This window comes from uncultured Succinatimonas sp. (genome assembly GCF_905203285.1).
Classification (GTDB): Bacteria; Pseudomonadota; Gammaproteobacteria; order Enterobacterales; family Succinivibrionaceae; genus Succinatimonas.
In genome coordinates this window covers 1-20,721 of the sequence record NZ_CAJKVK010000010.1, presented here as the reverse complement: position 1 = coordinate 20,721, position 20,721 = coordinate 1, and the positions used below count along the sequence as shown (strand labels likewise).

Below are 20,721 nucleotides of genomic sequence, written 5' to 3'. Positions count from 1 at the left end.
TATGAGATTTCAAGTTGATTTACATACTCATACCGTTGCATGCTCCCATGCTTACAGTACTTTGGGCGAATACGTAGAGCAGGCGGTGGATACCGGAATTTCAATGTTCGCAACCACCGATCATGGCCCTACCTTAGCCGACGGCCCGCATAAATGGCACTTTAGCAATTTGACGGTTGTCCCGCGCATTATCCGTAATGTAGCCGTGCTGCGCGGCATTGAAGCCAATATCACCGAAGACGGATGCCTTGATATTGAGGACTATATCCGTGAAAAACTGGATATCGTTTTGGCGGCCTTACATTCAAATTACACTCCGACCAACGAAAAAGAGCACACCAGACTTTTAATTAAAGTAATCGAATCAGGAAAAGTCGATATTTTGGCGCATCCCGGTGCTCGCTTATATCCGATTGATTATGAGGAAGTTTTAGCTTGCGCCAAAGAGCATAACGTCGCGATTGAAATCAACGCGTCAACTTCGGTAAACGCCCGCTTTGGCTGTCATGACAACTGCGTAAAGATTGCTAAAATCGCCGCTCGTCTCGGTAATGCCATATCCCTTGGATCCGATGCCCATATCGCTTCATTTTTAGGCTGTTTTGACGAGTCGATAAAGGTCCTTGAAGACGCGGGACTCGGTTATGAAAACGTGATTAACACAAGCCCTGCCAAGGTTCTTGATTTTCTTGAGTCACGCGGACATGCCCCGATTAAGGAGCTGCGCGAGTATTTCACTCCCTTTAAGTAGGTAGAGGATGCTGCTGATGCTCTTTAAACAGGATTTTTACCGTATAGAGCATCATGCCAAAACAGAAAATACCGCTTAGCCAGTTGGAAATAGGCTCAGCCATAAATACGCCTTTTACGCCTAAATCCCCGATCTGAGGAAGAATAAGGGTAAGCGGTACCACGATTAGCACCTTTCTAAACAGCGCGAAGAACACGGCGGGCTTGGCTTTGCCAAGTCCCACGAACGTGGTTTGTCCGGTAGCGTGCAGCGCCATCATGAAGAAACCGAAGAAGTAGATATGCAGGGCGGGAACGCCTAAAGCTTCAGTGTTGACGTCAGCGTTAAAGACCGCGAAGATGATTTCAGGATTATAGAAAATAATCAGCCAGCAGATAAAAAGATAAGACGTGGCGCTTATTGCCGTAAAGCAGATGCTTTGCTTGATGCGGGAAAGAAGTCCTGCGCCGTAGTTGAAAGCGATGATAGGTTTGGCCGCGTCGGTAAGTCCGTGCATCGGTAAAAAGATTACGTCGCGCACCGACATTAAAACGGTCATGATACCGATATAAATATCGCCGCCGTGCGCTTTTAGCGTTACGTTACAGGCGATCTGCACAATGCCGTTGGTACCTTGCATCGTAAATCCGGTAATGCCTAAGCCTACAATTTGCCTGCAGAGCTTAAAGTCAGGTTTTAAGCGGTTAAGCCTTAGCTTGAATAAAGATTTTTTCCCGGTTAAAAAACGGATCACCATAAATGCCGATACCGCCTGGGAAATAACCGAGGCGATGGCCGCGCCTTGAATTTTAAGATCTAAATAAAAGATGAAAATCGGATCGAGGATGATGTTGATGACAGCTCCGGCCATTACGCTTAGCATCGCGACTTTAGGAAAGCCTTGAGCGTTGATAAAACCGCTAAGGCCCGAGCTTAACATCACTAAAGGAGTACCTAAAAGATAGATTAAAAGGTAGTCCCTTGCGTAGGGATAACTTAAATCGCTGCCGCCGAAGAGATAAATGATGGGTTTAAATCCGGTATAGAAAATAAGCATCAATCCTGCGGCAAAAAACAGGATCATGGCATAGGTGCTGTCCAATATTCTTTGCGCGGTCTTAGGCTCCTGTTTGCCGCGGTACATGGAAAAAAGCGGCGTGGCTCCGGTGGAAAAGAGGCTGGTGAAAGCCATGACGATGGAAATCAACGGGAAGGACAAACCAAGTCCCGTAAGCGCCATATTGGAAGTATCTGAAAGATGGCCTAAGTAAATTCTGTCGACAAGACTGTAGCAGACTTGAACTATCATGGCCGCGGTCATGGGCACGGCCAGGTTAAGAAGATGTTTGTAAACCGATCCGGTGGAAAAGTCCTGTGCTGAGAATTTACTCATGTGTAAGATCCGGGGTTTCTTTGATGCAGGCAACCAGATGATTTGGCGCGCAGGGTTTTAATATTTGCGCTTCATCTTTTTGATTGCATTTCATAAAACATCGTGAGGCAAAACGGCAGCCTTGCGGAGGATCGATGGGACTTGGCAAATCGCCTGTAAGCAGGATCCTCTCTTTACGCTTTTTCGGATCGATTACGGGAATGGCTGAAATAAGCGCTTTGGTGTAAGGATGACGCGGATCGTCGTAGATTGATGCTTTGGGCGCTACTTCAAGGATTGATCCTAAGTACATGACGCCGATGCGGTCGGAGATGTGCTTGACTGCGGCAAGACCGTGCGCGATGAAAAGATAAGTAAGCCCGAATTCTTCTTTCAGATCGGCAAGCAGGTTTAAAATCTGCGCCTGAATGGAAACGTCCAAAGCCGAAACCGCTTCATCGCAAATGATAAGTTTGGGGGAGACGGCTAAAGCTCTTGCAATGCCGATCCTTTGCCTTTGTCCGCCCGAGAATTCGTGCGGGTAACGGTTTTTGTATGATGAAGCTAGTCCTACGCAGTTTAAAAGATGTTCAACGCGCGGGCCGATTTCGGATTTGTCGTGGGTATGATTGACAATCATCGGCTCGGCGATGATTTCCTCGACCGTCATGCGGGGATTTAAAGAAGAGTAGGGATCCTGGAAGATCATCTGAATGTCGCGGCAGAATCTGCGGCGTTCATTACGACTTAATGATGCAAGATCGGTACCGTTAAATAAAATCTGTCCGCTGGTCGGATGGTAAAGTCCCGCGATCATTTTGCCTAAAGTGGTTTTACCGCAGCCCGACTCTCCGACAAGACCGAAAGCTTCGCCTTTGTAAATATCCAAAGACAGGTTGTCCACAGCCTTTAAGTAACTTTTTTTATGGTTGAAAAGACCGCTTTTTATTTCAAAATATTTACATAAGTTTTTTAAAGAAAGCAGGATTTCTTGGTTCTTTTCGGTCATAAATTACCCTGTCCTTCAAAATTGATGCAGCGCACTTTTCTGTCGCCTATAACCTTAAGCGGAGGAAGAGCCTGACGGCAATGTTCGCTGCAGCGATCGCAGCGATCGGCAAAAGCGCATCCTTCAGGAACCTCTTCAGGCGGAGGAACCATTCCGGGGATCATATAAAGTCTCGACGCGTGATCATCAAGGCGCGGAATGGATTTTAAAAGGCCTAAAGTATAAGGATGATAAGGATTCGTTAGGATCTCTTCGGTAGTTCCCTGCTCAACGATGCGTCCGCAGTACATGACCGCCACTTTATCGGCGGCCTCGGCAACGACACCCAAATCATGAGTAATAAGCAGCACCGAGATGTTGAATTTCTCGCGCATCTTGTAAATAAGATCAAGAATTTGGGCCTGAATGGTAACGTCAAGCGCGGTGGTGGGCTCATCCGCGATAAGCAGCTCCGGTTCACAGGCCATCGCCATGGCAATCATGATGCGCTGACGCATGCCGCCTGACATCTGATGCGGATAATCGTTGATTCTTTTTGCCGGATTGGGAATACCTACGGTATCAAGAAGATGCAAAAGTTTTTCTTTAGCTTCTTTTTTATTTAATTTCGTGTGCAGCCTGATGCTTTCTAAAATCTGATCTCCGACCGTAAAAATCGGATTTAGGGAGGTCATCGGCTCTTGGAAGATCATGGAAATGCGGTTGCCGCGGATGTGCCGCATCTGTTTTTCAGAAAGCGTCATTAAATCCGTGCCGTTAAATTTAATTACCGAGCTTGGCAAAATGGTTCCGTTGGAGCTTAAAAGCCTCATTATCGATAATGAGGTTACGGATTTGCCCGATCCTGATTCTCCGACTAAAGCCAGGATTTCGCCTTTATCTATGGAAAAGCTTACGTCGCGGATTGCCTGGACAGGACCGCGGCGTGTCGCAAACTCAGTAGTAAGGTGTTCTACTTCAAGTAACATGGCAGCTCCTATCTTCTTCTTGAACGCGGGTCGAGGGCATCGCGCAGACCGTCACCGAAAAGATTAAACGCAAGTACGGTGATGGTTATGGCAAGACCCGGAAAGAGCAGCGTATATGGTGCGGAGAATATAAAACCGCGGGAACGGGCCAGCATATCGCCCCATTCGGCATACGGAGGCTGCACGCCCAAGCCTAAAAATCCCAAAGCCGCCGTATCAAGAACGGCAATTGAAATGCCTAAAGTGGCGCGCACCACGATAGGGGAGGTGATATTGGGCAGAATATGTCTGAAGATGATGCGCAGGTTACTGTCGCCTGAGACGATGGCCGCCTGAATATAATCATTGGCTTTTACCGCCATCACGCAGCTTCTGGCAATACGCGCGTACTCGGGAATGGACACGATGCCGATGGCGAGCACCGCTTTATCAAGTCCGCGGCCTAATGCGGCCATGAAAGCGATGGCAAGCAAAATGGAAGGAACGGATAAAATCACGTCCATAAAGCGCATGATGATGTTATCAAGCTTTCCTCCGTAAAAACCGCCTAAAGCGCCTAAGATGGTGCCTAAGATTAAAGAGAAAGAGACGGCGGCGACGCCGACGCTTAATGATATCTTGGTACCGTCGATAACGCGGCTGAAAATATCGCGGCCTAGCTGATCGGTTCCGAACCAGTGCTCGGCGCAGGGAGCGACGAAGGCATTGTCCATATCGGCAAGATTCGGATCGTAAGGCAGAATTTGAATGCCCAAAGCATCGCAGATAGCAACGGTAATCGCGCATATAACCAAAAGCGCGATAATGATAAGTCCCGTAAGCGCGGCTTTATTTGAGTAAATCGATGCCCACATGTCGGAAAAACGGGAGCTGCGGGGCTTTTTAAGTTCTTTTGTCAGTTCGGACATTATGCGCTCTCCTCTGAGTATTTAACTCGCGGATCCAAAGCGGCATAGAGCAAGTCGACTAAAAGGTTCATTACAACAAAAATTACGGCGATGATTAAAACTACCGCCTGAATCACCGGGAAATCGGAGCGTAAAATGCACTCAACGGAATAAGAACCGATACCAGGCCAGGCAAAAACGGTCTCGGTAAGGATAGAGCCTGATAACAATGAGCCAAACTGCAGTCCGATTACGGTAACGATAGGCAGCAAGGCGTTGCGGAAAGCGTGTTTGCCGATAACCGACACGGCGCTAAGTCCCTTGGCGCGGGCGGTACGGATATAGTCTTGATGCAGGATATCAAGCATGCTTGAGCGCGTCATGCGGGTGATGATTGCCATGGAGTATCCGGCAAGGGTAATTGCAGGCAGTATGGCATGCTCTAGCGCGTTGAAGAAAGCTTCGTAGTCGCCGATGATTAAGGTGTCATACAGATAAAAGCCGGTACCGTCCATGGGGCGCATCAGGGTATCAATGCGACCGCCTGAGGGGAACCAGTGCAGATAACCTGAAAAAAGAATGATAAGGAGCATACCGAGCCAGAATACCGGCATGGAAACACCGATAAGGGCTGAAGTCATGGTGAGGTTATCGATAATGGAATTTTTCTTTACGGCAGAAAGGACGCCCAAGAAAATGCCTATGAACGCTGCAAGAATAATGGCTAAAACCGAAAGTTCGATAGTGGCGGGAAGACGGGCTAAAAGTTCGTCGGTAACGGGGGTGTTGGTAAAGTAAGAATAGCCGAAATCGCCTTGGAATACCGCTTTCATATAGTCAAGGTACTGGGTGACGATAGGATCGTTTAACCCCATGGATTCACGCCACATGTTGATTTTCTCGGTGGTGGCGTGCTGTCCCAATACGATTAATGCAGGATCCGGGGAGAAAACGCGCATGATGAGAAAAACCAGAATCGAGACGCAAAAGAGCACCGGAATCAGCATCAGCAGTCGTTTTATAAAATAGACAAGCACGTTGTTCCTCGTTTTTACTATACGGTAAAAAGCCTGACAAACTAAAGACGGTCAAGGTTTGTCATTAAATAAAAAATGAATCGCGGTCTTTTTAAGCTTAAAAGTATCTTTAAACCAAAAAGCAAGGGTACTTTTAAGCTGAAAACGACAAGGCCTCGCCGTATGGTGCGGGGCCTTTAAACTGTCTATTATAACCTATTTTTAGCGGTTATTCTTTGACAACGTCTTTGAAGAAAGTCATTCCGACCTGATGAACGCTGAAGTTCTTGATATTAGGACGGTATGCTGCAATGACTTGAGCGTGGGAGATAGGGAGAAGAGGTGCCTCGTCGGCCATGATCTGCTCGGCTTTATGATAAAGCTCGTTGCGCTCGGGGCCGTCTTTTAGTTCAACGCCTTTGGCAATCAAAGCACGGTACTCGTCGTTATACCACAAGCCGTTATTGTTGATAGGATCGTCGCTGGCAAAGAGATTTAAGAAGTTATCGGGATCGCCGTTATCTCCGGTCCAGCCCATAAAGCCGATATCCCACTCGTCGGTTGCAAGCTTGTTTTTGTAAGTAGCCCAGTCATAAGCTAAAACTTCGGCTTTAACGCCTACTTTGTCAAAGTAAGACTGAACGGCTTCAGCCAAAACCTGTCCGCCGACCGGATTATAGAAGCGTGCTCCGGTGTAGGTGAGGATCTTGATGGTGGAAACGCCTTTTGCCTTTAAGATCTTAGCCGCTTCCTGAGGATTGTACTGTACCTGTTTGACGTCAGGGGAATATCCCGGGACGAAAGGAGGCAGCAGGGTATTTGCCGGGGTGGCGTATCCTTTGTAAAGAGTAGCGACCATTTCAGGGACGTTGATGGCCATGGATAAAGCACGGCGCACGTTTTTGTCCTTGGTGATAGGATTTTTGGTGACGTTGATGTTATAGAACATGAAGTTGATGTTCATGCCGTCGGTCTTGAAAATCATAATGCCGCCGTCTTCAATCTGCTTTATGACGTTGGCGTCAAGACCGCTGATGATATCGACTTCACCGTTGTTTAAGGCAACGACGCGGGCTGAGGTTTCAGGCATGGTACGGAAAATGATGTTCTGTACAGCAGCTTTTTCGCCCCAGTAATCTTCGTTGCGGGTAACGATTACCTGCTGACCTCTGTCCCAGGCGACGAATTTGTAAGGACCGGTGCCGCAAGGGTTTTGCATCAGGTTATTGTTGTACTTCTTAAGGGCGGTAGGACTTGCCATCGGTGCCGAGTACAGCATGGCCATATTGTGCAGGAAAGGAGTTGACGGCTTTTTAAGATTGATTCTTACGGTGTACTCGTCAAGAACTTCGGTACTTTTGACGTCGCCGTACACAAGTCCTGCGTATGACATTTTAGGAACGAGGTTCTCGGGCATCTGACGGTCGATATTGAATTTGACTGCCTCGGCGTTAAACGGAGTGCCGTCGTGGAATTTGACGCCTTGACGGAGCTTAAAGGTATAGCTCAATCCGTCAGGGGAAATTTCATAGCTTTCGGCAAGCTGCGGCTCTACTTCGGTATTGCTGTTTTTAAAGCGCAGTAAGCTTTCGTAAATGTTACCTATGATTTTTCCCGAATCGTTATCGTCGACCAAGGCAGGATCGAGTCCTAAAGGATCGGTTGATGTTGCGTAGAAAATATTGTCTTGAGGTTTACGTGATAATGCAGCTTCGGCAGATGAAATGCAGCCGGCGGTAAAAACGACGGCAAGAGCTGCAGCTATCATGCGGTTTTTGGAGAAAATTTTCATGTATAACAGTTCCAGCTGTAAAAAGATAAAGGAATTTTAAGATTTTTTCGTATGTTTTGCTAAAAAACAAGCAATGGGCGGCAAATTTATGAGCTAAGAACACATATTTATGCGGATAAAAATCTGCATGAAAATACCGATTTTTGATAAACGATAAAATTTTTGTGAAAATTCAACAAGTTGAAAATAAAAAGTGCCATTGCCTTAGAATAAGGCTGTTTTAGTTGTAAAAATGACTTTTTGCACCAAAAAGGTGAAAAATCTCGCAACTGCACTTATATCTCAGATTTTTTTCATAAAAAGATTAAGATTTTCGTTAAATTCACTTAACAATCAGTTAAGGACTTTTTGTCGGTTAGACAAAAAGAATGAGAATAAGCAAAAATCCTTTGAAAGAAAGGTTTGATAATTTTTGGAGTTTTTATGTTATCTGGTGTTAAACGCGCTCTTTTGGCCGTCAGTGCCGCAACCATGATTTTCGGTGCATCTTCCGCTATGGCCGATGATAGCGATAAGACCTACATTATTGCCTGCGACGCAGCTTATGCTCCTTTCTCCTGGGAACAGGACGGCAAATATGTCGGCATCGACGTTGAGGTTCTTGACGCTATCGCCAAGGCTTCAGGCTTTAAATATGAATTAAAGCCGATGAACTTTGAAGGCGTTATTCCGGGTCTTATTTCAGGTCAGCTTGACGGTGCTATTGCCGGCATCAATATGAATGACGAGCGTCGTCAGATCCTTGATTTCTCCGACGGCTACTTTGATTCAGGCCTTTCCGTTATCGTTAAGGAAGACTCCAAGATCAATACTATCGAAGATTTAAAAGGCACTCGCGCCGCGGTTAAAAAGGGTACTACCGGTGCTTTGTTTGTTGAAAGCATTGCCGATAAAGATAACGTAACCGCTCAGTACTACACTTCATCTCCTGAGACCATGATGGCAGTTAAGAACGGTTATGCCGATTTCTTGTGCGAGGATTATCCGGTTATCGCCTATCAGATTAAGATCGGCGTACAAAAAGGTTTGCGTATCGCCATCCCGCGCGTATCAGGCACCCCGCAGTACGGCTTTGGCGTCAAGAAAGGCACTCATGCCGAACTTATCAAGATGTTCAACGACGGACTTAAGACCATTAAAGAGAACGGCACTTACGACAAGATTGTAGGTCAGTATCTTTAATTTACGATAAATGAGACGAGGACCCCGGCGACGGGGTCTTTTAATTTGTTTTCTTGTGGGAATTTTAAGTAAAATAGTTCATCCTTTGAAAATAAAGGCGCGGATAAGAAAACTTTAACAAAATTGATTTCTTTTAATGGCGCTTAGTAAAAAATCGTATAGGCCTTTTGTTCATGAGCGACTATTTTTCACTGTTTATCGATTGCTTCCCTGATTTGATGATGGGCTTGGGCGCAACCTTGTTGATTGCCGTAGTCTCAATGTTCTTTGCGTTTATCATCGGCATGATCTTGGCTTTGATGGGCCTTAGCCGCTATAAGGGCTTAAAAGCGATTTATTATTCATACGTAGCTTTTATCCGCGGCGTACCGGTTCTTATTTTTGCCTTGTTCCTTTTCTTTGGCGTCGGCGGACTTTTAAATATTCAGTTCAATCCCATAGTCGCGGGTATCATTACTTTATCCATTAACGCATCAGCCTTTTTGGCAGAAATTTTCCGCGGCGGTATCCTTGCCGTGGATAAAGGTCAGATTGAGGCGGCAAGAAGCCTGGGTTTCGGCTATTTTAGAACCATGCGTTATATCGTTTTGCCTCAGGCCTTGCGCATCATGGTTCCGCCACTTGTCAATCAATTTATCAGCACTTTAAAAGACACTTCGATTTTATCGGTTATAAGCGTGCGCGAACTTACCATGAACTCCCAAATCATCATCGCCCGCAACTTCCGTCCTTTTGAAGTGTACTCTTATGCGGCATTTATTTATTTTCTGGTTATTTTGCTTATCGCCATTGCCGCTAAGTACATTGAAAAGAAGATGAATGAATCAAAGATCCGTCGCTAATAGATATTTTTTAGTAGACAGGCGATCTTGTTAATTGAACTTCTCCCCTAAACGGCCAAGTGATTCTTGATGCATTTGGCTTGAACATTCTTATAGTATTTAATTTAACTTAAGATTGCTGTTTAACCTTAAAAAGGGGAAGTTTTATGTCAACAGCTAGTCTGCAAATAAAGCTTTAAAGCGATCTTGCTGAAAGTTAAGAAAACTTACTAAAACAATGTGAATTGACGTGCCTACAGCACAGCCGTGAAAATATTTTTAAGCCGGTTTGTCAGAGATTGCAAATTTCCTTTTTCATAAAGTCCCTCAGATCCTGTTTATTAAAAGGAAAATATCGCTTTCCTTTTGAAAAGCTAAGAGACGGTAACATCCTGAAAGTCCGTGGAAAAAACGATTGACGAACTTAAGAAAATGTCACAAAAAGGATCGGATTTGTAGTTTTTTGCGCTGTTTAGTCTTCAATACCCGTTCTGTCTTCAACCAAGGTAATCGGAACCTCAAACGTTTTTCCGTCACGCAAAATCGTAAATTTAAGCGTGGTGCCGGGAGTATTGCCCGAGATAATATCAATAAGCGATCTTAAATTCGTGATTTGCTTGTCATCGACCTTGATAATAATGTCGCCGATTTGAATGTCGGAATCAGCAGCAGCTCCGTAAGGATCGATATAGCCTACTCTTACACCTACGTATTCGCTGTTAGGAAGAGAAGTGGTTCCGTCATCGGAAATTCCTAAATATCCGCGAATGACGCGGCCGTGTTTTATTATCTCGTTCATGACGAGCACGGTAAGCTCGGTGGGCACGGCAAAACCGATGCCGTAGGTGCCGTAACGGTAATTATTAAATGATGCGGTATTGATGCCGATAAGCGTACCGTTGGTGTTGACTAAAGCTCCGCCTGAATTTCCCTGGTTAATCGGAGCGTCGGTTTGAATGAGATCTTGAAGTCCTTCGCGGATATTCATTTGATCGCGCGTTAAAAGCCCCGATCCTGAACGGGCGGTTGCTGATACGATACCGTGGGTTACGGTCTGTCCGAGATTGTTCGGATTGCCGATAGTAAGCACTACGTCACCGACGTTAACCTGAAGATCCTCATCACGGGGAACCGGTGTAAGATTCTGCGCGTCGATTTTAAGTACCGCGATATCGGTTCTGCGGTCATAGCCGACGATAAAAGCCTGATATACCTTGCCGTCGCGGGTTTGTGCCCATACGGCTTTATTGGGCTCGTTGCTTGATGGGATCACGTGATAATTAGTGACGATATATCCGTCAGAGGACATAATGACCCCTGAAGCGCTATTGGTTATGGTCCCGGGGTTTTTGGCTTCAGATGAATAATTCTGATTGAGGGTTGATACGTAAATATTGACGACGCCGGGAGCCGCTCTTGCTACGGCGTAAGCATAGCTTTGAGGCTCCTTACTTGAGGAATAAAGAAAAGAACCGAGCTTTTTGCCCGCATCCGGATTAAAAAATAACACGCCGACTCCGGCAATTATGCCGACGACGATAGGGAATAAAGTCAAAAGCAGGGTTTTCTTTTTCATAGTAAGTAAAAGGCCGGTATAAGCCCGGCCTTTATAAGTCAATTTTAGCGAATAGTTATGTAAATAACCGAATCGTCTCTTTCGATTCTTAAGGCGCTTATGTTGCCTTTAGCTGAGTTAAGGCTTTTTTTAAGTGAAGCGATATCCTTAACCTCGTCACGGTTGACTCCGGTAATGATATCTCCTTTCTCAAGACCCAAAGCCGCGGCAGGAGATCTTGGATCCACGTTTTGAACTTCAACACCGCCTTCATCGGCATTGGCAAGGGTAGCGCCGTTTAATGACTCTGAAAGTGACGAAACTTCATCAGACTGCATTTCCTGAACGTCTGCAAGAGTTACGGTTAACTCAAGGTTCTTGCCGTCACGGAAGACGCCTAACTTAACTTTGTTGCCGGCACCGATGGTGGCAATCTTGGCACGCAGTTCGCCAAATGAGGAAATGCGCTTACCGTTAACCGAGGTAATGATATCGCCTGATTTAACACCGGCTTTGTCGGCAGCTCCGCCTTTTAACACTTCATTTACGAAAGCGCCGCCGTTGTGTTCATAACCGAAATTCTTGGCAAGCTCGGAGGTAAGCTCGGTTCCGGTTACGCCTAACTGTCCGCGTCTTACTTCACCGTATTTTTGAATCTGATCGACTACGGTTTTAACCATGTTGGACGGAATGGAGAAGCCGATACCGATATTACCGCCGTTAGGTCCTAAGATAGCGGTATTAATACCGATAAGTTCGCCTTTTAAGTTAACGAGAGCACCGCCTGAGTTACCTGAGTTAATGGCGGCGTCGGTCTGAATGAAGTTCTCGATATTCTCGATATTAAGTCCGGTTCTGCCTAAGGCTGAAACGATACCTGAAGTTACGGTCTGACCTAAACCGAAAGGATTGCCGATAGCGATGGCAAAATCACCAACTTCAAGTTCGTCCGAGTCGGCAAGCTTTATGGCAGTTAAGTTATCGAACTTTTTAAGCTGCAGCAGCGCAAGATCGGTGTGAGGATCGGATCCGATTTTCTTGGCGTCATATTCGCGCCCGTCGCTTAAGGCGATACGGATTTCGTCGGCATCCTCAATAACGTGGTGGTTGGTAACCACGTAACCTTTCTTGCTGTCGATGATTACGCCTGAGCCTAAAGCCTGGAATTCACGCTGGCGGGTTCCGCGATCAAGATCCGGGAACATGAAGCGGAATTCTTTAGGGATGTTGAACATCGGCGCAACATCTTTTTTACCTTTAACTGAAATATTAACAACAGCGGGAATAACGTTTTTAAGCATTGGCGCTAAGGACGGTGTTTGTCCTTCGGCGGCAGCGGCCAATAATGGGTTCGCCTCTGCTGCATAAACATTTGCAGAAAAAATACAGGAAGTGGCAACGGCTAAAGCTATTGCTGAAACACGGATCTTATTTAATATCATGATCTCTCCTCTTTATAGCGGTATGACCGCAACTGTTAAGCGCTGTTTTTAAATCTCGTTATATGCGCGGAGAAGATTCCTTTTCTTTATTTTCAGCTGAATCTTCTACGACAAAATCCTTAGGAGTAGCTACATTGTCCGCATCTTTTTTAGCTTCGGTATCATCTTCTTTTACTTCAGCCGGAAGGTTTGCGGTAGTGGATACGCTTGCTGCGGCAACAGTCTGCTTGGCTTCAGCTTCTTTTTTAGCTGAAATGTCAAAGAGTCCCGGATTTTCAGGGCAAATCTTCTTTGCGCTTTCCTGCATGAACTTGATGTAGGTCTGGTACTTCTTATCCATCTCGCAGTAGAAATTATCAGCGGTGGTGAAGTAGTCGGACACAGTTCTTTTCACACGGGCAAGCTCTCTTTTGGTCTTGGTCAAATCATCAAGCAAAGAAGCTTTGTTTGAAAATTTTGAGAAAGCCAAAACGCAGATGAGACCACCTACGATAAAGCCGACGATGAAAATTAGTGCTGCATACATGGGATCCATAGCTTTTTCCTTATTTTTATCTGATTTTACATAGAGTTTCACTCACGCACGGAGGAAACAAATCTCATTCAAATCAGTATAACAAATAATATTTTTGAATACTTTGCAAAGACTTAGAATGTGGGACTAAATTAAAAATTTTTTAAAACTTTTTGGAAACGAAAAAAGCGATTAAAAAATGCGGCTTAAGAAATTGAGTCGTTAAACGAAAGTCTTGCTTTTATCAAAAAGATCAGCGGTTAAAACCCATCCTTCAGGGCGGAGATCATCGCGAGGAGCAGCTTGTGTTTTTAATTTGGCGTTTTCTGTTGCTCAATATATTGCCGAATAAGAGATATCGGAGCACCTGTGCATGATGAAGCAAAATAAGACGAAGTCCATAACTAACACATTGCCCCACAGCTAATCTCTAACGGTAGGATACTTACGCTTACGGATGGTAATGGAAGATGTTCCCTTGAGCCTTAAGACAAGCTTAAAGATTGAAAATTTCGGTAGATCTAAGATTAATAAATGCATGTGCTCTTCACCGTCAAACTCAATAAGCTCAGCATTAAATTGCGGGCATACGGCTTCAAAGATTGTTTTGAGTTAGTTAATTATTTGCATGATTAAGCTTTTTTTAGAGGATTTAGTTGCAAATATCTCATTTATGTATGGCTTCTAAGCAGGACAATGGGTATGATAAACGGCGTTTTTTGTTTATAAACAATAAGATAAGAGTTAATCAATGTCGGAGCTGATGCGTCTTGCCTTTAAGTATAAACTGTGTCCTAATAGGAGGCAGGAGCAGGCTTTTCGCAATTTCTCCGGTTGCTGCCGTTTTGCCTATAACGCATTACTCGTAAAGGAAAAGGAAGATTATCAAGAGTACCTTGAGGAGTTGGAGTCAAGACGGTGCTTTGGTGAAGCTTTAAATGAAGATGAAGCTAAAGCTCTATGTGTTAAACCGACTCTAAATCAATATTCATTTAATTACGCTTTAAAGAAATTAAAGGAAGAATATCCTTTTTTAAAAGAGTATTGTCACAGTCAAGTCCTGCAGCAGAAAGTAATGGACTTATACGAAGCGTTTAAAAAGTTTTTTAAAGGTAAAGGCGGCTATCCTAAATTTAAGAAAAGGCACAGCGATGACGGTTTTCGTTATCCGCAGGGCTTTAAGGTGGAAGAGGATAACGGCAGGATTTTTCTCCCTAAAATAGGTTATGTAAGGTATCGAAACTCAAGAAAGATAGAAGGAATACCCAAGAACGTTACCGTAAGACAAGAAGCCGACGGTTGGTATGCCTCCATTCAATGTGAATTTGCCTTAAACAATCACGTCATTGTTCCAAATCTTAATACCGCAATCGGTATTGATATGGGAGTAAAGAGATTTTTAACCTTAAGTGACGGAAACTTCATTGAATCATTAGAAACAAAATTAAAACCTTTGGAAAATAAGATTGCACTATTACAAAGGAGAATCAAACATAAGGTCAAAGGTTCGGACAATATTAAAAAAGCATATGTAAAACTGGCGCTTTTGCATAAAAGAAAAGCCGACACTCGAAATAATTTTTTACATCAAGTCTCAACACTACTTATCAAAAACCACGACCTGATAGTGATTGAGGATTTGAAGATAAAAAACATGAGCAAGTCGGCTAAAGGAACGATAGAAAATCTCGGAAAAAATGTTAAAGCCAAAGCGGGATTGAACCGCTCTATTTTAAATGAAGCGTGGCATAAGTTTTTCACGTATCTTGAATATAAACTTAAATTAAAGGGCGGAATACTAATAAAAGTAGACCCCAAACACACAAGTCAAACCTGCATACAATGCGGACATATAAGTAAAGAGAGCCGCAAGGAGCAGGAGACATTCAAGTGCATAAAGTGCGGATATGAGACCAATGCCGACGTCAATGCCGCACAAAACATCTTAAAAAGGGCAGGACTTGCCCGGATGGCCTGTCAAGCGAACCTCATAAGAGGTCAGCAGCAGGAACCCTCTGAAGCTTACAACAGTAGCAATATTGTTGTTTAGCAGTAGGATCATCGGCCTTTAGGCCGGGACGTCAAAAAATCTTTAAGAGGATTTACGGAGGCCTTGTTATGTCATCAGTTGCTATGAGTTTAAGACTTCCTGAATATTATGCTCAAAGACTTGAGTTTTTAGCTAAGGAAATGGGGCGTTCAAAAACTGATTTAATTATTGACGGACTTAAAGAATTGTTTGCAGATAGACTTGATTCTGCCATTACATATTTGACTGATGAACAGTATCAGTGCTTGCTTGATATTCTAAATAATCCCATACCGTCTGATGTTCAAGCAAAAATGGATGAGACTTTGAATTACAAGTTTCAATGGAAAAGGCAGAATTAACGTGATATGCAAATTGAGTTTTTTGAGCCAAGAGTCATCAAAGAAAGTGATTTAAGTTTGTTTGCTGCTTTTGATTGCGGAGAGCCGATTTTAAACAGTTGGTTGCAAAATAAGTGTTTGGGCAACGGTAAGCGTAATGCAAGCAAAACCTATGTTGTTATATCTTCAGACGGCTGTTTGGCTACTTTTTATTGTTTGTCAGCACATATGATAAATCATAGTTTTCTTAAGGCCTCATTAAAAAGACATATGCCGGATCCAATTACTGTTTTGTTGCTTGGAAGGCTTGCTGTAGATTTGAAATATCAAAAGTTAGGATTAGGCAAGGCATTAGTACAGAATGCGCTGCAGATTTCAAAACAAGTAGCGCAAACTATAGGTGTCGTAGGTTTGTATACATATCCGTTATCTGAGAAAGCGGCAAATTTTTATGAAAACCGTGGATTTATGCAGATAAAAGATGATTTTCCTGGCATGATTTTTAAACTTTGAATTCTTTTTTGATAAGGAAAGTTGAGATATTCGTTTTTCAAGGTTGAAAATCATGAGAGTTTTTACTTATAAGGAGTGCCTTTATCAGAGCGATTTCAGGGGGACTTTCCGGTAAGGTGAAATACGATAAAACGGTTAATGCTTGGAGTAAAAATCAAAGAAAAAGGCTGAACATTACCGCCTTCGTGGTTTGCTTTAGTAACGTCTGAAGTGATTTAGTTTTTGGGAAGATAAAGGCTCTTGATATCGGCTTTTTCAAGGGTCAAAAGCTTTAACTTTTTATCAAGACCTCCTGCGTATCCGGTAAGGCTTTTATTGCTGCCGATAACGCGATGGCAGGGGATGATAATGGAAATAGGGTTGCGACCTACGGCACCGCCGACAGCTTGTGCCGACATTTGCTTAACCCCTTTTTCTTTGGCAATTATCGCGGCGATGTCTCCATATGTCATAAATTTACCAAAGGGAATTGTCTGAAGTATTTGCCATACTTTTAGTTGGAAATTAGTGCCGATAAGGTGTAGCGGGACTCTTACAGTCGGCTCTTTCCCTTTAAAATACTCGTCAAGCCAAGCTTTTGCCTTTTTTATGGTTTCGATTTCTTTTTCTTCATGTAAAGGATCAAGATTTCTTGCAAAATATTTCTGCTTATAAAACCATAAACCGGTAAGACCGATTTCATCAGATGCCAAAAGGATCTTACCCAAGGGTGAAAAATATTTTGAGGTACAAATCATTATCTAAGCCCTTTTGGAGATTAATGCGTCGTTTCTAAAATTTTTACCTGCGAGCCGACGGCTTTTCTTACAGCTTCAATCATGTGATCGGCATTAGGACACGGGAAACCTATAGGCACTCCTTTTTTGATGCAGGAAGCAAAAGCTATGCATTCAGCACCGCGGCGCACTAATTCTTTAGCTCTTAAAACGGCATCTTTGCCGGGGCAGCCTCCGCAGCTTACAAAGCCCACAAGCTCAAGCTCCCCTTCAAGTGTAGAGAAAGAGCCGCTTTTAATTTTCAGACTTTTAAAGTCAGTAGTTCCCGGACAATAATTTTCAGTTTTCCTGCAGCGAATGATTCCGATTTTCATACAAAAGGCTCCGTCCTGGTTTGTTGTAAAAGGTAGGTATATCTAAATTATATAGTTAAAGGCGGGGACTCTTTTAAGATGAATAGGGTAAATAGAAAATTTTGCACTATGTAAGTAAGAGAATAACGGATCCTGATATTTATTTGCTTTCTGGCGTGAAATAAGATTGATCTTTTAACTTTTTAAGTATTAAAATACACTGCTCCCGATTGTCGGGAGAATAGTAAAGTCTGTCCAATAATGGACCAACAGGAGATTTTATTTAATGGCTACTATTAACCAGCTGGTTCGTAAGCCGCGTGTGAAGGTTGTTTCAAAGAATAAGGTTCCGGCCTTGGAAGCATGCCCTCAGAAGCGTGGTGTATGCACCCGCGTTTATGCTACTAAGCCTAAGAAGCCGAATTCGGCTATGCGTAAAGTTTGTCGTGTCCGCTTGACCAACGGTTTTGAAGTTACTTCTTATATCGGCGGTGAGGGTCACAACCTGCAGGAACACTCTGTCGTTATGATTCGCGGCGGACGTGTTAAGGATCTTCCGGGTGTTCGTTACCACACCATTCGTGGTACCTTGGACTGCTCCGGTGTTAAAGATCGCAAGCAGGGTCGCTCTAAGTATGGTGTCAAGAAGCCGAAGGCTTAATCGACATCCCCGCAGAGTAAGGCCAAACAGCAATTAGTGCTAGAGATATAAAGAAGTTTAACCAAAGTTTTGGAAAACCCTGAAGTTACGAGGATTTATAAATGCCAAGACGTCGTGTCGTAGGTCAGCGCAAGATTCTGCCTGATCCTAAGTTCGGTTCAGAGCTGTTAGCAAAGTTCATCAATGTCGTTATGAAAGATGGTAAAAAGTCCATCGCTGAGAGCATTGTTTACGGCGCTTTAGATATCATTTCCCAGAAGAGCGGCAAGGAGCACCTCGCCCTGTTCGAGGAAGCCCTTGATCATATTCGCCCTGCAGTTGAAGTTAAATCCCGCCGTGTCGGCGGTTCTACCTATCAGGTACCGGTTGAAGTACGTCCTGCCCGCGGCAATGCATTAGCAATGCGCTGGCTCGTTGACGCTGCCCGTTCCCGTCATGAGAAGACCATGGCTCTCCGTTTAGCCGGTGAGATGATGGATGCTTCCGAAAGCAAGGGTACTGCTGTTAAGAAGCGTGAGGACGTTCATCGTATGGCTGAGGCTAATAAGGCCTTTGCTCACTTCCGCTGGTAAAATTAGAGGTTTTTTAAATTGCCACGTACAACTCCTATACAACTGTACCGTAATATTGGTATCAGTGCTCATATCGATGCCGGCAAAACCACTACTACCGAGCGTATTTTGTTCTATACCGGAAAGAACCACAAATTAGGTGAGGTTCATGACGGTGCTGCCACCATGGACTGGATGGTCCAGGAGCAGGAACGCGGTATTACCATTACTTCTGCTGCTACTACCTGCTATTGGCAAGGTATGGCACACCAGTTTAAGAATAAATACCGTTTCAACATTATTGACACCCCGGGCCACGTAGACTTCACTATTGAAGTTGAGCGTTCCATGCGTGTTCTTGACGGCGCCGTAATGGTTTACTGCGCAGTAGGCGGCGTTCAGCCTCAGTCCGAGACCGTATGGCGTCAGGCCAACAAGTACCATGTCCCTCGTATTGCTTTTGTTAATAAGATGGACCGTACCGGTGCTAACTTCCTGCGTGTCGTTGAGCAGATTAAGACCCGCCTTAAGGGCAATCCGGTTCCTCTTCAGTTGCCTATCGGTAAAGAAGATACCTTCGTCGGCGTCGTTGACTTGTTAAAGCGTAAAGCTATTGACTGGAACGAAGCAGATCAGGGCGTAACCTTTGAGTACGTTGACATCCCTGAGGACATGAAGGAAGCCGTTGAAGAGTGGCGCGCTAAATTAGTTGAAGCCGCTGCAGAAGCCAACGAAACCTTAATGGAAAAATATTTCGGCGGTGAAGAGCTTACCGAAGACGAAATCGTTGCCGGTATCCGTGAGCGTACTTTACGTTGCGAAATCATCCCGATGTGCTGCGGTTCAGCATTTAAGAACAAGGGTGTTCAGGCTATGCTTGACGCCGTCGTTATGTACTTGCCTTCACCGCTTGATATTCCTCCGGTTAAAGGTGAGAAGCTTGACGGCACCCCTGATGAGCGTAAGGCATCTGATGCCGAGCCGTTCTCAGCTTTGGCTTTCAAGATCGCAACCGATCCTTTCGTCGGTAACTTGACTTTCTTGCGCTGCTATTCCGGTACCATCAATTCAGGTGACACTGTTTTGAATTCCGTTAAACAGAAGCGCGAGCGTTTCGGCCGCTTGGTATTGATGCACGCCAACAACCGTCAGGAAATCAAAGAGATTTATGCCGGTGATATCGTTGCCGCTATCGGTTTGAAGGAATCCACCACCGGTGATACTTTGTGCGATGAAGCTCATCCGATTATTCTTGAGCGTATGGAGTTCCCTGAGCCGGTTATTTCCGTTGCCGTTGAGCCTAAGACCAAAGCCGACCAGGAAAAGATGGCTCTTGCCTTGAACCGTTTGGCTCAGGAAGATCCTTCATTCCGTGTTCACACCGACGAAGAGTCCGGTCAGACCATTATTTCCGGTATGGGTGAGTTGCACCTCGACATCATTGTTGACCGTATGCGTCGTGAATTCAACGTTGACTGCAACGTCGGCAAGCCTCAGGTTGCTTACCGTGAAACCATCCGTTCCAAGGTCGAGTCCGAAGGTAAGTTCGTACGTCAGTCCGGCGGCCGCGGTCAGTACGGTCACTGCTGGCTCCGTATTGAGCCTCTTGAGGCCGGAAAGGGCTATGAGTTTGCCAACGAAGTCGTCGGCGGTGTTATTCCTAAGGAATACATTCCTGCCGTTGACAAGGGCGTTCAGGAGCAGGTTGCAAACGGCGTTCTCGCCGGTTACCCGGTTGTTGACGTTAAGGTTACCGTTTACGACGGTTCATACCACGAAGTTGACTCCTCAGAAATGGCCTTCAAGATCGCCGGTTCCATGGCATTCAAGAGCGGCTTTATGAAAGCTAACCCGGTCCTTCTCGAGCCTTTGATGAAGGTTGAAGTCGAGACTCCGGAAGAGTACATGGGCGACGTTATCGGTGACCTCAACCGCCGTCGCGGCTTGGTTGAAGGTATGGAAGACGGTCCTACCGGCAAGATTGTTCATGCCATGGTACCGCTTGCCGAAATGTTCGGTTATGCAACCGACCTGCGTTCCCAGACCCAGGGTCGTGCTTCTTACGTAATGGAATTCGGCCATTACGCTGAGGCTCCGAAGAATATTGCCGAAGCAGTTATCGCTGCTCGTCAGACTAAGTAATATTTAGTATAATTTGCGATGCGACGGTGCGTTCGCATCGCATAAATATAGGAATTTTAAAAAATGGCAAAAGAAAAGTATGTACGTTCTAAGCCCCACGTTAACGTAGGCACCATCGGTCACGTTG

21 protein-coding genes and 1 pseudogene are annotated in these 20,721 nt (G+C 44.8%); 9 read left to right on the top strand and 13 right to left on the bottom strand.

From position 1 onward, the window contains the following. The first annotated feature begins 1 nt into the window (after window position 1). Window positions 2–751 carry a PHP domain-containing protein gene (locus tag QZ019_RS02250; protein WP_295482001.1) on the top strand — a complete coding sequence of 250 codons (750 nt, stop codon included), beginning with the start codon at window positions 2–4 and terminating at the stop codon, window positions 749–751. On the opposite strand, the gene QZ019_RS02245 is transcribed toward QZ019_RS02250, so the two are convergent. The 6 genes from QZ019_RS02245 to QZ019_RS02220 all read right to left on the bottom strand — a co-directional run bounded on the left by QZ019_RS02245 (window position 744) and on the right by QZ019_RS02220 (window position 7,774). Further along, a complete protein-coding gene (locus QZ019_RS02245; RefSeq protein ID WP_295481999.1) occupies window positions 744–2,123 on the bottom strand; it encodes an MATE family efflux transporter in 1,380 nt (459 codons plus the stop codon). The genes QZ019_RS02250 and QZ019_RS02245 overlap by 8 nt on opposite strands. Continuing rightward, window positions 2,116–3,111: an ABC transporter ATP-binding protein gene (locus QZ019_RS02240; RefSeq protein ID WP_295481998.1), complete on the bottom strand. Its 996-nt coding sequence runs from the start codon at window positions 3,109–3,111 to the stop codon at window positions 2,116–2,118. Before QZ019_RS02240 ends, QZ019_RS02245 begins: the two co-directional genes overlap by 8 nt. Further along, window positions 3,108–4,079: an ABC transporter ATP-binding protein gene (locus tag QZ019_RS02235; protein WP_295481996.1), complete on the bottom strand. Its 972-nt coding sequence runs from the start codon at window positions 4,077–4,079 to the stop codon at window positions 3,108–3,110. The genes QZ019_RS02240 and QZ019_RS02235 overlap by 4 nt, the downstream gene beginning before the upstream one ends. 8 nt (window positions 4,080–4,087) lie before the next feature. Continuing rightward, the gene (locus QZ019_RS02230; RefSeq protein ID WP_294566157.1) at window positions 4,088–4,987 is read right to left on the bottom strand and encodes an ABC transporter permease; all 900 of its coding nucleotides are present in this window, start codon (window positions 4,985–4,987) and stop codon (window positions 4,088–4,090) included. Beyond that, window positions 4,987–6,003 carry an ABC transporter permease gene (locus QZ019_RS02225; RefSeq protein ID WP_295481994.1) on the bottom strand — a complete coding sequence of 339 codons (1,017 nt, stop codon included), beginning with the start codon at window positions 6,001–6,003 and terminating at the stop codon, window positions 4,987–4,989. Before QZ019_RS02225 ends, QZ019_RS02230 begins: the two co-directional genes overlap by 1 nt. 208 nt (window positions 6,004–6,211) lie before the next feature. Further along, window positions 6,212–7,774: an ABC transporter substrate-binding protein gene (locus QZ019_RS02220; RefSeq protein WP_295481992.1), complete on the bottom strand. Its 1,563-nt coding sequence runs from the start codon at window positions 7,772–7,774 to the stop codon at window positions 6,212–6,214. A gap of 423 nt (window positions 7,775–8,197) precedes the next feature. On the opposite strand from QZ019_RS02220, the gene QZ019_RS02215 reads away from it, so the two are divergent. Further along, entirely contained in the window at window positions 8,198–8,956 is a 759-nt protein-coding gene (locus QZ019_RS02215; protein WP_294566149.1) for a transporter substrate-binding domain-containing protein, read from the top strand. Window positions 8,957–9,129: 173 nt separating this feature from the next. Continuing rightward, on the top strand, window positions 9,130–9,798 hold the full coding sequence (locus QZ019_RS02210) for an amino acid ABC transporter permease (protein ID WP_009142278.1): 669 nt from the start codon (window positions 9,130–9,132) through the stop codon (window positions 9,796–9,798). Window positions 9,799–10,249: 451 nt separating this feature from the next. On the opposite strand, the gene QZ019_RS02205 is transcribed toward QZ019_RS02210, so the two are convergent. From QZ019_RS02205 to QZ019_RS09880, 5 genes and pseudogenes are all read right to left on the bottom strand, one after another. Further along, the gene (locus QZ019_RS02205; protein ID WP_295481989.1) at window positions 10,250–11,353 is read right to left on the bottom strand and encodes a trypsin-like peptidase domain-containing protein; all 1,104 of its coding nucleotides are present in this window, start codon (window positions 11,351–11,353) and stop codon (window positions 10,250–10,252) included. A 44-nt stretch (window positions 11,354–11,397) separates the two neighbouring features. Next, window positions 11,398–12,633, bottom strand: a complete 1,236-nt coding sequence (locus QZ019_RS02200) for a DegQ family serine endoprotease (protein WP_295482014.1) — start codon at window positions 12,631–12,633, stop codon at window positions 11,398–11,400. A gap of 199 nt (window positions 12,634–12,832) precedes the next feature. Beyond that, the gene (locus QZ019_RS02195; RefSeq protein WP_295481987.1) at window positions 12,833–13,309 is read right to left on the bottom strand and encodes a DUF1043 family protein; all 477 of its coding nucleotides are present in this window, start codon (window positions 13,307–13,309) and stop codon (window positions 12,833–12,835) included. Window positions 13,310–13,599: 290 nt separating this feature from the next. Further along, window positions 13,600–13,680, bottom strand: a pseudogene (locus QZ019_RS09885) (IS200/IS605 family transposase); the annotation flags it as partial. 31 nt (window positions 13,681–13,711) lie between these two features. Beyond that, the gene (locus QZ019_RS09880) at window positions 13,712–13,891 is read right to left on the bottom strand and encodes a transposase (RefSeq protein WP_366930382.1); all 180 of its coding nucleotides are present in this window, start codon (window positions 13,889–13,891) and stop codon (window positions 13,712–13,714) included. A 148-nt stretch (window positions 13,892–14,039) separates the two neighbouring features. Between QZ019_RS09880 and QZ019_RS02190 the strand changes: the two genes are divergently transcribed. The 3 genes from QZ019_RS02190 (at window position 14,040) to QZ019_RS02180 (ending at window position 16,171) form a co-directional block, all read left to right on the top strand. Beyond that, a complete protein-coding gene (locus QZ019_RS02190) occupies window positions 14,040–15,338 on the top strand; it encodes a transposase (RefSeq protein ID WP_295481985.1) in 1,299 nt (432 codons plus the stop codon). A 68-nt stretch (window positions 15,339–15,406) separates the two neighbouring features. Then, window positions 15,407–15,679: a hypothetical protein gene (locus QZ019_RS02185; protein WP_295481983.1), complete on the top strand. Its 273-nt coding sequence runs from the start codon at window positions 15,407–15,409 to the stop codon at window positions 15,677–15,679. Window positions 15,680–15,685: 6 nt separating this feature from the next. After that, window positions 15,686–16,171 (top strand): GNAT family N-acetyltransferase, encoded by a 486-nt coding sequence (locus QZ019_RS02180; protein ID WP_295481981.1) that lies wholly within the window; start codon window positions 15,686–15,688, stop codon window positions 16,169–16,171. 215 nt (window positions 16,172–16,386) lie between these two features. Here QZ019_RS02180 and QZ019_RS02175 read toward each other — a convergent pair whose 3' ends face one another. Together QZ019_RS02175 and QZ019_RS02170 are read right to left on the bottom strand one after the other, a co-directional pair. Beyond that, window positions 16,387–16,908: a methylated-DNA--[protein]-cysteine S-methyltransferase gene (locus QZ019_RS02175; RefSeq protein ID WP_295481979.1), complete on the bottom strand. Its 522-nt coding sequence runs from the start codon at window positions 16,906–16,908 to the stop codon at window positions 16,387–16,389. A 20-nt stretch (window positions 16,909–16,928) separates the two neighbouring features. After that, window positions 16,929–17,261: a CGGC domain-containing protein gene (locus tag QZ019_RS02170; RefSeq protein ID WP_295481978.1), complete on the bottom strand. Its 333-nt coding sequence runs from the start codon at window positions 17,259–17,261 to the stop codon at window positions 16,929–16,931. A 265-nt stretch (window positions 17,262–17,526) separates the two neighbouring features. On the opposite strand from QZ019_RS02170, the gene rpsL reads away from it, so the two are divergent. From rpsL to fusA, 3 genes are all read left to right on the top strand, one after another. Continuing rightward, window positions 17,527–17,901, top strand: a complete 375-nt coding sequence (rpsL, locus tag QZ019_RS02165) for a 30S ribosomal protein S12 (RefSeq protein ID WP_009143968.1) — start codon at window positions 17,527–17,529, stop codon at window positions 17,899–17,901. 101 nt (window positions 17,902–18,002) lie between these two features. Next, window positions 18,003–18,473, top strand: a complete 471-nt coding sequence (rpsG, locus tag QZ019_RS02160; protein WP_009143967.1) for a 30S ribosomal protein S7 — start codon at window positions 18,003–18,005, stop codon at window positions 18,471–18,473. Window positions 18,474–18,491: 18 nt separating this feature from the next. Beyond that, window positions 18,492–20,594, top strand: a complete 2,103-nt coding sequence (gene fusA / locus QZ019_RS02155; RefSeq protein ID WP_295481976.1) for an elongation factor G — start codon at window positions 18,492–18,494, stop codon at window positions 20,592–20,594. Window positions 20,595–20,721: the final 127 nt, after the last annotated feature.